The sequence below is a fragment of the Streptomyces sp. NPDC057280 genome (assembly GCF_042668605.1).
Lineage (GTDB): Bacteria > Actinomycetota > Actinomycetes > Streptomycetales > Streptomycetaceae > Streptomyces.
Genome location: NZ_JBHUYR010000001.1, coordinates 1,117,305 through 1,131,258 on the forward strand (window position 1 = coordinate 1,117,305; position 13,954 = coordinate 1,131,258).

13 protein-coding genes are annotated in these 13,954 nt (G+C 71.6%); 7 read left to right on the top strand and 6 right to left on the bottom strand.

Annotation, left to right across the window (positions count from 1 at the left end):
• Positions 1-170: 170 nt before the first annotated feature.
• The 3 genes from ACFUO4_RS05155 (at position 171) to ACFUO4_RS05165 (ending at position 2,336) form a co-directional block, all read left to right on the top strand.
• Entirely contained in the window at positions 171-782 is a 612-nt protein-coding gene (locus ACFUO4_RS05155) for a hypothetical protein (protein WP_383480058.1), read from the top strand.
• Between the two features lie 16 nt (positions 783-798).
• The gene (locus ACFUO4_RS05160; protein ID WP_383480060.1) at positions 799-1,563 is read left to right on the top strand and encodes a DUF4239 domain-containing protein; all 765 of its coding nucleotides are present in this window, start codon (positions 799-801) and stop codon (positions 1,561-1,563) included.
• Positions 1,564-1,799: 236 nt separating this feature from the next.
• A complete protein-coding gene (locus ACFUO4_RS05165) occupies positions 1,800-2,336 on the top strand; it encodes a hypothetical protein (RefSeq protein ID WP_059194786.1) in 537 nt (178 codons plus the stop codon).
• Positions 2,337-2,436: 100 nt separating this feature from the next.
• Here ACFUO4_RS05165 and ACFUO4_RS05170 read toward each other — a convergent pair whose 3' ends face one another.
• Positions 2,437-2,919, bottom strand: coding sequence for a hypothetical protein (locus ACFUO4_RS05170; protein WP_079312828.1), 483 nt, complete (start codon positions 2,917-2,919; stop codon positions 2,437-2,439).
• Positions 2,920-3,251: 332 nt separating this feature from the next.
• Here ACFUO4_RS05170 and ACFUO4_RS05175 point away from each other — a divergent pair, with 332 nt between their 5' ends.
• Complete coding sequence (locus ACFUO4_RS05175; protein WP_383480063.1) at positions 3,252-3,920, top strand: class F sortase; 669 nt, start codon at positions 3,252-3,254, stop codon at positions 3,918-3,920.
• A gap of 33 nt (positions 3,921-3,953) precedes the next feature.
• On the opposite strand, the gene ACFUO4_RS05180 is transcribed toward ACFUO4_RS05175, so the two are convergent.
• Positions 3,954-4,802, bottom strand: a complete 849-nt coding sequence (locus ACFUO4_RS05180) for a polysaccharide deacetylase family protein (protein WP_383480065.1) — start codon at positions 4,800-4,802, stop codon at positions 3,954-3,956.
• 89 nt (positions 4,803-4,891) lie between these two features.
• Positions 4,892-8,158 (bottom strand): bifunctional lysylphosphatidylglycerol synthetase/lysine--tRNA ligase LysX, encoded by a 3,267-nt coding sequence (gene lysX, locus ACFUO4_RS05185; protein ID WP_383480067.1) that lies wholly within the window; start codon positions 8,156-8,158, stop codon positions 4,892-4,894.
• A gap of 89 nt (positions 8,159-8,247) precedes the next feature.
• Between lysX and ACFUO4_RS05190 the strand changes: the two genes are divergently transcribed.
• Positions 8,248-8,709: a universal stress protein gene (locus ACFUO4_RS05190; protein ID WP_383480069.1), complete on the top strand. Its 462-nt coding sequence runs from the start codon at positions 8,248-8,250 to the stop codon at positions 8,707-8,709.
• A 15-nt stretch (positions 8,710-8,724) separates the two neighbouring features.
• Here ACFUO4_RS05190 and ACFUO4_RS05195 read toward each other — a convergent pair whose 3' ends face one another.
• Both ACFUO4_RS05195 and ACFUO4_RS05200 read right to left on the bottom strand, forming a co-directional pair.
• The gene (locus tag ACFUO4_RS05195; protein ID WP_383480071.1) at positions 8,725-10,464 is read right to left on the bottom strand and encodes a RyR domain-containing protein; all 1,740 of its coding nucleotides are present in this window, start codon (positions 10,462-10,464) and stop codon (positions 8,725-8,727) included.
• Between the two features lie 143 nt (positions 10,465-10,607).
• A complete protein-coding gene (locus ACFUO4_RS05200; RefSeq protein WP_383480074.1) occupies positions 10,608-11,426 on the bottom strand; it encodes an alpha/beta fold hydrolase in 819 nt (272 codons plus the stop codon).
• Between the two features lie 73 nt (positions 11,427-11,499).
• Here ACFUO4_RS05200 and ACFUO4_RS05205 point away from each other — a divergent pair, with 73 nt between their 5' ends.
• Positions 11,500-11,973: a MarR family winged helix-turn-helix transcriptional regulator gene (locus tag ACFUO4_RS05205; RefSeq protein WP_383480076.1), complete on the top strand. Its 474-nt coding sequence runs from the start codon at positions 11,500-11,502 to the stop codon at positions 11,971-11,973.
• Position 11,974: 1 nt separating this feature from the next.
• On the opposite strand, the gene ACFUO4_RS05210 is transcribed toward ACFUO4_RS05205, so the two are convergent.
• On the bottom strand, positions 11,975-13,141 hold the full coding sequence (locus ACFUO4_RS05210) for a CapA family protein (RefSeq protein WP_383480078.1): 1,167 nt from the start codon (positions 13,139-13,141) through the stop codon (positions 11,975-11,977).
• Positions 13,142-13,344: 203 nt separating this feature from the next.
• Here ACFUO4_RS05210 and ACFUO4_RS05215 point away from each other — a divergent pair, with 203 nt between their 5' ends.
• Positions 13,345-13,893 carry a sigma-70 family RNA polymerase sigma factor gene (locus tag ACFUO4_RS05215; RefSeq protein ID WP_383480080.1) on the top strand — a complete coding sequence of 183 codons (549 nt, stop codon included), beginning with the start codon at positions 13,345-13,347 and terminating at the stop codon, positions 13,891-13,893.
• Positions 13,894-13,954: the final 61 nt, after the last annotated feature.

Consider the following 13,954-nt stretch of genomic DNA (forward strand, 5'->3'; position numbering starts at 1 on the left):
GGCTGTTGTGTTCAACCGGGGCACATTTTTCTTTCCGGAAGCTGTGACAGCGGTCCACCGCGAGACGCGAGATCCCCTCCTCAAACCCCTGCGCGGCTCGCTCACTCCTTTGGGGCAATCACCCGCCACCCGGGCGCACCGCGGCGCGTTCTGGGTTCATGATCTGCGTCGTGCATCGACCCGAACCGACCCAATACGCCCCTGCCATACGGGTGTTGGCCGCCCTGGCGCTGGCGTGGCTGTGCGTCGGCGCACCGGCCGGCACCGCGCGGGCCGACGCCTGCGCGTCCGCGTCGACCGGTCCGGACGGCACGGTCGCGGTGGCGGTCGCCGGCAGCGGCGGCCTGACCTGGCCCACGCCCCCTCCGGGGTGCCCCACGCCGACTCCCCCGCCGCCGTGCCCCACGCCGACCCCCACACCGACACCGACCCCCACCCCGAAGCCGACCCCCACGCCCACGCCGACCAAGGCGAGCCCCACCCCCAAGCCCACCCCGAAGCCCCCGCCGAAACCGACCCCGCCACCCCCGGCCCCGCGGCCCGCGGCCCCCGCCCCGCGCCCGACCCCCACGCCCACCCCTACACCGACCCCGACACCCGAGCCGTCGCCGAAACCGACCCCGCGACCGACTCCGACCGCGACCCCGACTCCGGTGACCTACCCGGCGTACCACGCGCCGGCCCCGCACCGGACCCCGCACCACGGCACCTCGCCGCTCACCTTCGTCCTGCTCATCGCGGCGCCCGCCATCGCCGCCGTCGCCGCGCTGCGTCCGCGCTGATCCCTGGAGGCCTCCCTTGCCGGAATGGCTTGTTCTCACCCTCGCGATGCTGGCCGCCTGCGCCGTGGTGGTCCTCATCACCGTCATCCGCCATGGCGCGGCGTCGGAAGACGAGGACCCCGACGAGACCCCGGACGTCATCGAGTACATGACGATGTGGATCGGCGTGGTGTACGCCATCGTCCTGGGCCTGGCCATCGCCGGGGTGTGGGAGGGGCGCGGCGCCGCCGAGGACCACGTCCAGGCGGAGGCCGTCGCCCTGCACGAGGTCTCGGAGCGGGTGCGGGTCTATCCGGCCGACGCCCGTGACCGTATTCGGGAGGATGTCAACGCCTATGTCGGACACGTCGTGAACACCGAGTGGAAGACGATGGCCGACAAGGGTGAGGTGACCGAGCGCGGCGCCCAGCTGCTGGAGAAGCTCCGCCAGGACGTCACCGACTACGAGCCGGCCAACGACTTCGAGGCCCAGGCCTACCAGCCGCTGGTCGACCAGGTGGCCGCGGCCGACGCGGCGCGCACCGCCCGGACCAACGCGATGGGCGCGACGATGCCGGGGGTGGTGTGGTTCGGGCTGATCGCCGGGGCCGTCATCACCATCGGCATGGTCCTGGCCCTCCAGATCCGCAGAACGCCGCGCGAGCTGATCCTCGCCGGACTGTTCTCCGCACTGATCGCCTTCCTGCTCTTCCTGATCTGGGACTTCGACGCGCCCTACAGCCGGGGCATCACGGCATCGGCAGAACCGTTCCTGAACCTGTTCCCGGGCATCAAGGGCTGAACCTGTCCCTGGGCATCAAGGGCTGACGGGGGCTGACAGCCCCTCACCTGACGGGCACCCAGCGGGGACGCCGCCACGCCGTCGGCGTCCCCCGGCCGGCCCACAACCGTGCCCCATTCGCCCGACAGCGTTCGCGCAGGTGTGCGCACCTTCCTAGCGTTCCGATCATCGAGGTGCATTTCCGGCAAAGGCGGAAAAGGTCCGCAGCTGCTCCTCGGGGACCCGGAGGACTCACCATGCGCGCGATACGCGTAGCTTCGGCCGCACTGCTGGGCGTAGGCGCCCTCGCCCTCTCCGCTCCGGCCGCCGTGGCGTCCGGCGGCGGCAACATCACGCCGTTCGGCTTCAGCGTCATGCCCTCCACGATCGCGGCGGGCGGCCAGGTCACCCTGCAACTGGACCGGGACAGCGGTGGCTGCACGGGGTCCGCGACCGTCAGCTCGGGGGTGTTCGACACGATCACCATCCCGGGCAACCGGTCGTCGGCGACGGCGGTGGTGGACTGGGACGCCAAACCGGGCGCGGTCTACAAGGTGACGTTCTCCTGCAACGGCGTGAGCGGTTCGACGGAGCTGACCATCGCCACCGGCCGCACCACCCCGACCAACCCGACGCCGTACCCGTACCCCGACCGGGGCGTACACGCCGGTGAGGGCGGCAGTGTCGCCGGTTTCGACCTCAAGGAGATCGGACTGGGCGCGGCGCTCATCGCCGGCTCGGTCGGGGCGGCGTACCACTTCTCGCGGCGCCGCACCGGCGAGGACGGCGCCTGACCGCACCCCGGCGGCACCGCACAGGCCTTCGCCCCGGACCTTGGAAGAGGTTCCGGGGCGAAGGCCTGTGCGGTGCGCGTCCGCGAAGAGGGAACGGAGCTCAGATCCGCTTCTCTGAGCGGCGGCGCATCCAGAACAGGCCGCCGCCGATGACGGCCGCCGCGACGAGTCCGCCACCGATGGCCATGTCGGTCGGGGTGGCACCGCTGGAGCTGCTGCCGCCGAGACCGCCGCGGACGGCGCCGATGACGGTGAAGGCGGTCGGGTTCGTCAGACGCCCGTTGGCGCACATGACGGTGATGCTGTGCGTTCCCTGCCGGGCGTTGTTGTCGACCCTGGCGGTGCCGCTCGCCAGGCCGCCGGACGAGGTCAGAGTGACCGTCGGGAAGGCGTCGGAGCTGGCGGTCGCGGGCGCGTTGCAGTTGTTGACGGTGATGTTCAGCTGCCCGCCGCGGGCGATGGCGCTCGGCAGGGCGGTGACGTTGGACGGGGTGTTCATGCCGTCGGCGACGGCGGTGGGGGCGGCGAGGCCCAGGGCGGCGACCGCGGCGCCGGCGGCCACCAGGGCACGGGTAGTACGCATGTGATCCTCCGCGGGAGGCGCCCCGGGAACCGTCCCCGGTGGATCGGCGAGAAAACGCCTCCCAGAAAGACCCTCAGATGCCGTGCACGCGGGCGCATTTCGGCGATGGTCCGTCCTGGTGAGAGGACACGCCGACCGAAAAGCGCACAATCGGATATTGCCGCAGGTCACGGACCGTCAGAAATTTCCTGTGCGCGTCGACTCGGATGGCGCACCCACACCGGTGGCGGCCACCCGTTCGCCTTTGCCCCGTCGCCGGTTCCGTGCCCGGCATTTAGCGTGCTCGTATGCGCGAATGACGTGGCGACGGCCGCGTCGAGAGGGGAATGCGAATGTCTGCGTCCGAGTTGGCCGATCTGGCCGAAGAGGAGGAGCAGCGGAAGAGGCGCGCTCCTTGGGGCGTGATAGCGCTTGTTCTGCTGACCGGCCTCGCGCTCATTCGGAACGGTTCGGGAGAGTTCGACGTGGGTCCGCCGCAGCCGGCGACGGCGGCTGCGGCGGACAGCCGTGTGCCCGGGACCTTCTCCGGGTCGGCGGCGCCGCTGTCGTTCTCCGAGCCCGAGCGGGTGCGGATTCCCGCGATCCAGGTGGACGCGCCGGTCATGCCGGTCGGTCTGGACAACGAGGGCTGGGTGGGCGCGCCGCCGCCGGAGGACCCGAACCTGGCGGGCTGGTTCACCGGCGCGGTCTCGCCCGGCGAGAAGGGCACCGCCGTGGTGGTGGGCCATGTCGACAACAGGTCGGGCCCCGCCGTGTTCTACGGACTCGGTGCGCTGAAGAAGGGAAATCGCGTCGAGGTGCGGCGCAAGGACGGGAAGACGGCCGTTTTCGAGATCTACGGCATCGAGGTCTTCGAGAAGCAGAACTTCCCGGGCGACCGTGTCTACGGCTCCAAGGGCACTCCCGAATTGCGGGTCATCACCTGCGGGGGCGGTTTCTCGAAGCAGAACGGTTATGCCGGGAACGTCGTCGCGTTCGCCCGCCTGGTCGAGGTCCGCTGAGCGTTCCCCGACCGGGCGGGCCGGCGGTCCGGCTTATGCGTAGTGCCGTCTGGGGACGGTCACGTGATATCCGGAGTCCAGGAGCTGCGGCAGATACTCGCGCAGCGCCCGGACGCTCTGGGAGCGGTCGCCCCCGGCGTCGTGGGAGAGCACCACGACGCCGGGGGCGGCGCCGTTCTCGACCCGTCGCTCGATGGTGCGGGCGCCGGGTGTGGTCCAGTCGAGGGTGTCGACGGTCCAGGCGAGGGGTTCCATGCCGAGTTCGGCGCCGAGCTGGAAGGCGGCGCGGTTCCAAGCGCCGTAGGGCGCGCGGAACCACTGGGGGCGTTCGCCGTAGGCCTCCTCGATGACGTCGCTGGTGCGTTCCATCTCGGAGCGGATGCGGCCGCGGCTGAGGCGGGTCAGCAGCGGGTGGGACCAGGTGTGGTTGCCGACGATGTGCCCCTCGTCGGACATGCGTGCCAGCAGGTCCTTGTTGTCGACGGCCATCTCGCCGCAGACGAAGAACATCGCGCGGACGTCGTACTCGGCGAGGGTGTCGAGGACGGCGGGGGTGTAGCGGGGGTCAGGGCCGTCGTCGAAGGTCAGCACCATGGCCCGGCCGCGTCCGTGCATGCGCAGCAGCGGTTCGCGGCGGACCGGGGTCCGGCCGGGGGCGGTGCGGGGCGGGCCGTATCCGGTCAGGGGCTGGAGCCGGTAGGCGGAGGGCTTGAGCGGGCGGCGGGCCGGGGGGCCCGCGGCCGGGAGCGGGGGCTTGACCGGGTCCTCGCCGCCGAGCGCCGCGACCAGCCCGGCGGTGCCGGCCGCCCCGACGGCGGCGGCACCGGCGAGCAACGCACGGCGTCGCGTGAGCAGCCGGGTGAGCAACTGATCCTTCGTCATGACAAATCAGTCGCCCGAACCATGGCCGACGCACCAGGACAGCACCGGTGCGGCGGCAGGAATTAACCCGCCCGGCCTATGACGGGCCGTCAGTGGCGGCGTACGAGCGGGAACGGGAGGGTTTCCCGGATCGTCAGCCCCGTGAGGAACATGACCAACCGGTCGACGCCGATGCCGAGCCCGCCGGTGGGCGGCATCGCGTATTCGAGGGCGTCGAGGAAGTCCTCGTCGAGTTCCATCGCCTCGGGGTCTCCGCCGGCGGCGAGCAGCGACTGCGCGGTGAGGCGGCGGCGCTGTTCGACGGGGTCGGTGAGTTCGGAGTAGGCGGTGCCGAGTTCGGTGCCGAAGGCGACGAGGTCCCAGCGCTCGGCGAGCCGTGGGTCGTCCCGGTGCTGGCGGGTGAGCGGGGAGACGTCGGTCGGGAAGTCCTTGTAGAAGGTGGGCAGCTGCGTCTTCTCCTCGACGAGGCGTTCGTACATCTCGAGGACGACGTCGCCGCGGCCGTCGTCGGGGGTGTACGGCACTCCGGCGCGGTCGCACAGCCGGTGCAGCCGGGCGAGTCCGGTGTCGGCGGTGACCTCGTCGCCGAGGGCCTCGGAGATCGCGCCGTAGACGGTCTTGACCGGCCAGGCCCCCGAGATGTCGTACTCCTGCCCGTCCTTGCGGGCGATCGGCGAGCCGAAAGCGGCCGTGGCGGCGCCCTGGATCAGCTCGCGGGTGAGGTCGAGCATCACGTCGTAGTCGGCGAAGGCCTGGTAGGCCTCCAGCATCGTGAACTCGGGGTTGTGTTTGTAGGAGACGCCCTCGTTGCGGAAGGTGCGGCCCATCTCGAAGACCTTCTCCAGGCCGCCGACGCAGAGCCGTTTCAGGTACAGCTCGGGGGCGATGCGCAGATACAGGTCGAGGTCGTAGGCGTTGATGTGGGTGGTGAAGGGGCGGGCGTTGGCGCCGCCGTGGATCTGCTGGAGCATCGGCGTCTCGACCTCCAGGTAGCCGCGCTCCAACAGGCCCTGGCGCAGGGCCTGTACGGCGGTGGAGCGGGCGCGGACGACGTCGCGGGCTTCGGGGCTGGCGACGAGGTCGAGGTAGCGCATGCGGACCTTGGTCTCGGGGTCGGTGAGGCCGCGGCGTTTGTCGGGCAGGGGGCGCAGGCACTTGCCGATCAGCTGCCAGGAGGTGACGAAGACGGTCGGTTCGCCCTTGTCGCTGGCGCCGGCCGTGCCGGTGGCGGTGATGTGGTCGCCGATGTCGGTGTCCGACCTGAAGCGGTCCACGCCGTCCTGGGTGAGGGCCAGTTGGTGGTCCCCGGACCAGTCGCGCAGCGTGACGAAGACGATGCCGCCGAAGTCCCGCACCCGCATGATCCGCCCCGCGACGGTGACGTGCTCGCCGTCGCGGACGTCGGCGAGGGCATGGGTGCGGGCGGGGACGCCCACCGGGTAGGGGTCGATGCCCTCGGCCCTGAGCCGGGTCAGTGTGCGGCGGCGTACGCGGGCCTGTTCGGGCAGGCCCGCGTCCGGATCGGCGGCCCGGGCCTCGTCCCCTCCGGCGAGGCCCAGCGCCGACAGCGACGGCAGGCCTTCCGTGGTGGCCGGCCGCGGCCCGGCCTTCGGGTGCCCCTTTCCCCAGAGTTTGCGCAGCGACGGTACGGAGACGAAGCCCTCGGCGATTCCGGAGGCGAGGCCGATGCGGGCGAGGGCGCCGGTCTCGCCGTAGCAGATGAAGCGGGGGTACCACTCGGGCCGGTACTTGGCGTTGGAGCGGTACAGGGCCTCCAGTTGCCACCACTTGGAGAAGAACAGCAGCAGGCGGCGCCACAGGCGCAGGACGGGTCCGGCGCCGATGCGGGCGCCCTCCTCGAAGACCGAGCGGAAGACGGCGAAGTTGAGGGAGATCCGGCGGACGCCCAGCTTGGGGGCGGCCGCGCAGAGTTCGGCGACCATGAACTCCATGACGCCGTTGGGGGCGCTGCGGTCACGGCGCATCAGGTCCAGGGAGACGCCGTCGCGGCCCCAGGGCACGAAGGAGAGCAGGGCGAGGAGCTTGCCGTCCTCGCTGAGCGCCTCGACGAGGAGGCAGTCGCCGTCGGCCGGGTCGCCGAGCCGGTCCAGGGCCATGGAGAAACCCCGTTCGGTCTCGGTGTCGCGCCAGGCGTCGGCCTTGTCGACGACCTCTTCCATCTCGGCGTCGGTGAGGGCGGAGTGGCGGCGGATGCGGCAGTGGGCGCCGGTGCGGCGCACGCGGTGCACGGCCTGCCGGGTGACGCGCATGTCGCGGCCGTTCAGGTCGAAGTCGGCGACGTTGAGGATCGCCTCGTCGCCGAGTTGGAGGGCGCCGAGTCCGGCGCGGGCGAAGGCCTTGGCGCCGTCCTCGGAGGCGCCCATCGCGGCGGGCGCCCAGCCGTGCCGGCGGGCCGCGTCGAGCCAGGCCGCGATGGCGTGCGGCCAGGCCTCGCGGTCGCCCACGGGGTCGCCGCTGGCGAGGCAGACGCCGGCTTCGACGCGGTAGGTGACGGCGGCCTTGCCGCTGGTGGAGAAGACGACGGCCTTGTCGCGGCGGGTGGCGAAGTAGCCGAGGGAGTCCCTCTCGCCGTAGGCCCCCAGCAGGGCGCGGATGCGGTCCTCCTCGTCGCCGTGCAGGGCGGCTTCCATGCGCTGGGAGCGGAAGAGGGTGGCGGCGGCGTTGAGCAGCGCCAGCGCGCCGAAGAGGCCGAGCAGGAAGTACAGGGCGCGTGGCGGGGTGCCGTCGAAGGAGCGGCCGGAGACCAGACCGCCGCAGACCCGGTTGGCCGCCCACAGCAGCCGCTGGCCGCGGGGCAGTGTGCCGGGGAAGAGTTCGACCAGGCCCCAGCCGACGAGGATGCCGAGGACCAGGCCGAGGATCAGCACCCCGACGGCGCGGCGCACCGCGGCCCGGCGCGAGTCGGCGTAGAACTCGCCGCGGGCGACGACGAGCAGGGCGAGGGCCAGGCAGCACACCACCAGGGACGGGACGGAGTCGGCGTACAGGCCGACGGCCACGCCGAGGGCGTCGACGAGGACGAGCAGGCCCAGGTAGACGACCACCAGCCACCAGGCGACGCGTTTGCGGGCGGCGGTCGCGCCGGCGAGGAGGAAGAGGAAGACGGCGTAGGCGAGGTTGGCGGAGACCGGGACGATGAGGACGTCGAGGAAGCGCACGACGGGGCGCAGCGGTCCGCGCAGCGGCGGGATGAAGGCCAGCAGCAGACAGAGCAGTCCCAGGGCCCCGAAGAAGGTGGCGAAGCCTTCCGGGACCCTGCTGAGCCGGCCGATGCCGGGCCGTCGTATCGGCCCCTTGGTGTCCTTCGCCCGGGCGGACTCGACGGTGGCGGTCATGTTCCGACTGTAGGAACTGCCCGGCGACCTCGCCCGTCGGGAGGTCCCGCGTGGGGGCGGGGCCGGTGCTGTCCGATAGCCTCCGTGCCGTGACGGAACAGCACTCGCCCCAGTTCGAGCGGGGCACGGACGGGCCGAAGGTCATCGTTGTGGGAGTGGACGGCTCCGATTCCTCCCTCCGGGCCGCGGCATATGCCGCCGGCCTGGCCCGCCGCCAGCACGCGCTCCTCGCGGTCGTGTACGTGCGGCCGGTGATGACGGCGGGTGCGGCGATGGGCGCGCCGGTCGCCGAGACGACCGACGAGATCGCCGAGGAGCTGGTCGCCCAGATCCGGGAGGCCACCGAGCGCACGAAGGGGATATTCGACGTGCGCTGGGAGTTCCACACCTTCCCCGGTGACCCGTACGGCGGCCTGGTGAAGGCGGCGGACGAACTCAAGGCGGACGCGGTGGTGGTGGGCGCCTCGGAGCAGGCCGGCCACCGGATCGTCGGCTCGGTGGCGGTGCGGCTGGTCAAGGCCGGGCGGTGGCCGGTGACGGTGGTGCCCTGAGGTCCGCCGCCGTCGTCATGAACCTGCGGGGGCCAGCCGGATGATCTGGAAGCCGGCGGTGGCGAGGACGACCGGCAGGACGCGTACGGCCTCGCGGTCCTTCTCGCGCGCGGTCTCCGTGAGCTCGGCCCAGTCCTTCATGTCGGGGTGGGTCCTCGCGTCGTCATCGCGGTCCGGACCGTAGACGTAGCCTTCCGCGCGGTGTGCCCGCAGCCAGCGCTTGTGCTCCATTTTGGCGAGCCGTTCGACCTCGGTGTCGGCCAGCACGAAGGGGGGCGCGGGGTCCACGCGGGGAGCGATCGCGCAGTCGATCTCCCGCAGTTTCTCGCCGATGGCCACGGCCGCCCTCCGGTTGTCCTCCTGTTTCGGCGGGGACAGCCGGTCCCACGGAACCACCGACGCGTGGGTCTGTTCCGAGTCCCCTCGGTTGCTGCGTGCCGCCTGTTCGTAGTGCTCGTGCATGACCCGTGCGAGGTGTTCCACCAAGTCGTCCCCGAGGAGATCGGGACGGCAGGCGGCGTCGAGGACGCCGAAGGTGCGCAGCCGCCCGTCCAGGTCGTCCAGCAGGGCGGAGTCGTCGTGGCCCAGGGACACCCCGAAGGGACCGGGCTCCCGCAGCTGGAGGACGAGGCCGCCGGGCGCGACGCGCCATGCCTCGAAGGCCGACAGCGCTATGGAGAGGGACGTGTCGTCGGAGGGGCCGGCGACGTAGACGCGCTGAGCCGGTGAACCCGTCGCGGACAGCAGGGCGTTGACCGCCGAGCCGGTCTCCTCGATCTCCTTCGGCTCGATCCGGCAGACCTCCGGGAGGAAGCCGTACTGGTCCCTCAGGCGGCGGAGTTCCGCCGTGGCCGAGGCTCCGGCCCAGGTGATCGGCAGCTTGTCCGTGCCGGGGCGCAGCCGCCAGCGGCGGGCGAGTTCGACGACCAGGGCACGGGCGAACGGGGAGACGCCGACGATCAGACAGTGCGGCGGCGGGGTGGCCGCGTCATGCTCCTCGATCCGTTCCGTCGCGGCGAGTCGCCGTGCCGCCAGCACGTCCACGTTGAAGAAGTCGAGGCGTACCCGTCCCCGTGACGCGCCCATGAGGTGGCGGGCCTGGAGCGCGCTGCACAGGTCCTGGTCGCCGATCGCGGCGTGGACGTGGAGGGCGTGGGTGGGGTCCTGGACGAGTTCGCGGACCGTCGCGGCGATCAGTACGTTGTCACCGCTGTCTTCCGCGCAGGCGTAGACGGCGCTCGCGCGGGCCACGCCCGCCGCCCGGAGCGCCTCGAGGCTGCTGGGATCGCCGGCCACGGACAGACCTCCGTCGTCCTCGGTCCCGGCGGCGGACACGACCACCACGGTCCGGCCCGCCTCGCGCAGCCGGGCCGCGAGCATCTGGGCCGCGCTCCCGGCACCGCAGACCACGCTGTGACCGCGCAGCCGGGCCAGCCGCAGCCGGCGCAGTTCGTCGGCGCCCAGCAGCCGCACCGCCTCGACGAGAGCGGAGAGGGTGGCGAGCGGTGCGAGGAAGCGGGCCCATTCCAGGGCCCAGGGCAGGGACCCGGTCCCGTTCAGGGGGTCGGCGTCGAGGACGAACAACTGGCAGGAGTAATAGAGCAGATCGAAGAAGCCGTGCCCGAACTCCGGGTGCTCCTCCAGATACTCGCGGAATCCGACGTAACCCAGCACGAGCCCCGTCACGGCGAGGACGACGGAAACGAGCTGGAGAACCGGGACCCGGCGAACGAGCCGGCTTCGTTGCGTGGTCATGCCCCACCCTGTGCGTCGGCGTGGCACCGACCCCCCTGGTGACAGCGGCGCCACAGGTCACTCATGGTCGAGCCCTGCGTACGGACCGTCAATCCCCATGCTCCGTTGGACTGTTGAGCGACCGGGCCGCGGCACCCGTCACCCTACAGGTCGCCGAGGAAGTCCAGCAGGAGGGCGTTGAACTCCTCGGGCTTCTCCAGGTTCGGGAAGTGTGCGGCGCCTTCCACGAGGACCGAGCGGCCTTGGGGGGCGGTGTGGGCGTAGAGCTCCGCGTCGGCGATCAGGTCCGGTGAGTCAAGGGCGCCGTTGATCATGAGGACCGGTATGGCGAGCTTGCGCACCCGGGGCCAGGTGTCGGTCATGGGGACGTGCCAGTCGCGCTCGCCGGGGGTGTGCTTGGCGATGGTGTGCAGGGCCATCTCGCGCAGCCGGTCCAGGAGGGCCGGATCGATGTCGGCCGGGGTGCGGAACGGGCCCGCCATGGCCCGCAGGAACACGTTCAGCCAGGCCTCGATGTCACCGGAGTGCAGGGTGCGGGCCGACTCGGCGACGATCTCCCTGGTCTTGTCGTAGGTGTACTCGAAGTCACTGACCGAGGCGCCGCTCAGGACGGCCCCCCGGACCAGCTCCGGGTACTCGATCGCGGTGTCACCGGCGATCGCCCCGCCCATCGACACGCCGACCAGGACCGCGGGACCGGCATCCAGGTGCTTGAGCAGGCAGGCGAGGTCGTCGGCCCAGCGGAAGGGCTCGCCGGCGTTGGCGGACCAGCCGTGTCCGCGGACGTCGGCGGCGACGACCCGGTACCCGGCCTCGACCAGGGCCGGGGTCTGGTCCTCGAAGAGACGGTGGTCGACGTAGCCGGAGTGGAGCAGGACGACGAGGTCGCCGGTGCCGGTGTCGCGGTAGGCGAGGTCGCCGTCGGTGGACGGGAAGCGGACCAGTTCCGAAGCAGCTGTCATGACACCCAAGGTGTCATCTTCAGAGGATTTTGACAACCTAGTTGTCATGATGGGTTCGGGGCATGATGTCCCGGTGAACGACATCGACGCCCCGCTCCCTCCTGACGACCTCGGCCACCGCGTCTCCGAGGTGTTCGACCTCGTCGGCGCCCTCTACCGCCGCGGCCTGCGCAAACTGGAGCAGAGCGAGAAGGACGAGGGCGTCTCCGTCGGCGTACGGTCCGTGCTCGTGCTGCTGCGCCGGTACGGGCCCATGACGGTGCCTCAGATGGCCCGGCTCATGGCGCTGACCCGGCAGTTCGTACAGCGCATGGTCAACGACGCGGTGGCCGAGGGGTGGGCGGAGGTCACGCCAAACCCCGCGCACCAGCGCTCCTCGCTCATCCGGATCACGAGCGCGGGCGAGGTGCTCATCGACGCGATCCTGGCCCGCGAGCACGCCGTGAACCGGCAGGTCGGAGGGGGTCTGACCGAGGCCGAGCTCACGGCGTGCCGACGTGTGCTGAAGGAGATGCTGCGGACCTTCGACGAGGTGGACGTCGACTGAGCTACTCCCCCATCGTCAGCCCGTCCTTCGCCGCACCCCGGCTCAGCACCACGTCCCGGATGCGGTCGCGTACGCCGCCCAGTTCGGCACCGCCCTCGATCGCCTTGTTGAGGTTGACGACCCGGCCGGCGTCGATGTCGAACAGTTGCGGAACGAACTCCGCCTTCCGCACCTCCCAGCGGCCACCCGGCCGCGCGGGCGGGGCGAAGGTGAAGCGGCCGACGGTCGACTGATTGCCGCGCGGGTCCTGGGCGCCCTCGTAGTTGAACATCTCGCCGGCGATCTGGTCGCCCATGCCGTAGATCACCCAGGTGCCGTTGACCTTCTCGTAGGCCTGCGGGATGTGGGCGTGGGTGCCGAGGATCAGGTCGATGTCGGGGCGGTCGCCGGTGCGGGCGGCGGTGAGCGAGCGGGCCAGCGCGAGCTGGCGGTCGTCGGGGGCGTCCTGCCACTCCGTGCCCCAGTGCACCGAGACCACGACCACGTCGGCGCCCGCCGCCCGGGCGGCCCGCGCGTCGCCGACGATCTCGTTCTCGTCGATGAGATTGACGGCCCAGGGCTGCCCGGCGGGCAGCGGATAGCCGTTGGTGTCATAGGTGTAGGAGAGGTGGGCGACCTGGGCGGCGCCCGCGCGCAGGATCGTGACCGTGCGCGCCTCGCCTTCGGTGCGGGCGGTCCCGGCGTGCCGTACGCCTTCGCGGTCGAGGGCGTCGAGGGTGCGGCGGATGCCCTCGGCGCCGTCGTCGAGGCTGTGGTTGGAGGCGGTGGAGCAGCCGTCGTAACCGGTGGCGGCGAGGCCCTGGGCGACCTCGGGCGGGGACTTGAAGGCGGGATAGCCGGTGTAGTCCCCGTTCGCGCCGTAGACGGTCTCCATGTGACACAGCGCCAGATCGGCCCGGGAGACGAGCGGTTCGACGCCGGAGAGCATCGGGCGGAAGTCGTAGCCGTCGCCGCCCGCGTCGAAGCGGGCGCGGTCGATGATGGAGGAGTGCGGGAGGACGTCCCCGGAGGCGACGAGCGTGAAGCCGCGGGCGGCGCCGCCGGACGGGGCCGGGTGGCCGCCGCGGGCGGACGGGTCGGGTTTCTCGTGGCCCCGGGCCTGGCAGGCGGCGCCCGCGGCGAGGAGCACAGTCAGGGCCAGGGCCACTTGTCGACTGCGTGCAATCATCAGCTCACCCCACTGTGATCATATTTACGCACAAATAGGTACGAAGCTGAGCACGGCCGCAAACGGACCGGCGGCCTTCTTTCAACCGTTGGGCGAGGCGGAGGGGACCGTTCGTCGTACCGTTCGTCGACGCGATCGACCGCCCGCCGCAGATCCGCGCGCACGCCCTGTCCCTCACCGTCACCCTGCGATGCCATACGGCCATGACGGCCGGAACCACGCTCACGAACGGGACGACGACCGCCGAGCACGAGCTCGCCGCACTGCAGCGGGAGCACGGCCGGCCTCTCTTCGCGCTGCTCCTGCGGCTGTGCGACGGAGACCGGCAGCGCGCCGAGGACCTGGTCCAGGAGACCCTCGTCCGCGCCTGGCAGCACCCTGAGGCGCTGCGCGCCGACGACTTCGACTCCGTACGGCCCTGGCTGCTGACCGTGGGGCGGCGGCTCGCGATCGACGCGCGGCGGGCCCGGCAGGCGCGGCCGGCGGAGGTCGGGGACGCGGTCCTGGAGAACGCGCGGGTGTGCGCCGATCACGCCGAGCGGGCCGCCGCGGCCCTCGATGTGCGGCAGGCTGTGAAGACACTCACTCCGGAGCACCGTGAAGTCCTGGTGCTCGTGTACTTCCAGGGGGCGAGTGTGGCGGAAGCCGCGGAAACCCTCGGAATTCCTCCCGGTACGGTGAAGTCCCGCGCGTACTACGCGCTGCGCGCCCTGCGCCGGGTCCTTCCGGGCTACGCGGCCGACCTGCGATGAAACTCATGGTGAAGCAAAGCCTTCGCAAAGCGCCTTGCTGAGGACCATGGTTGAGTAATCG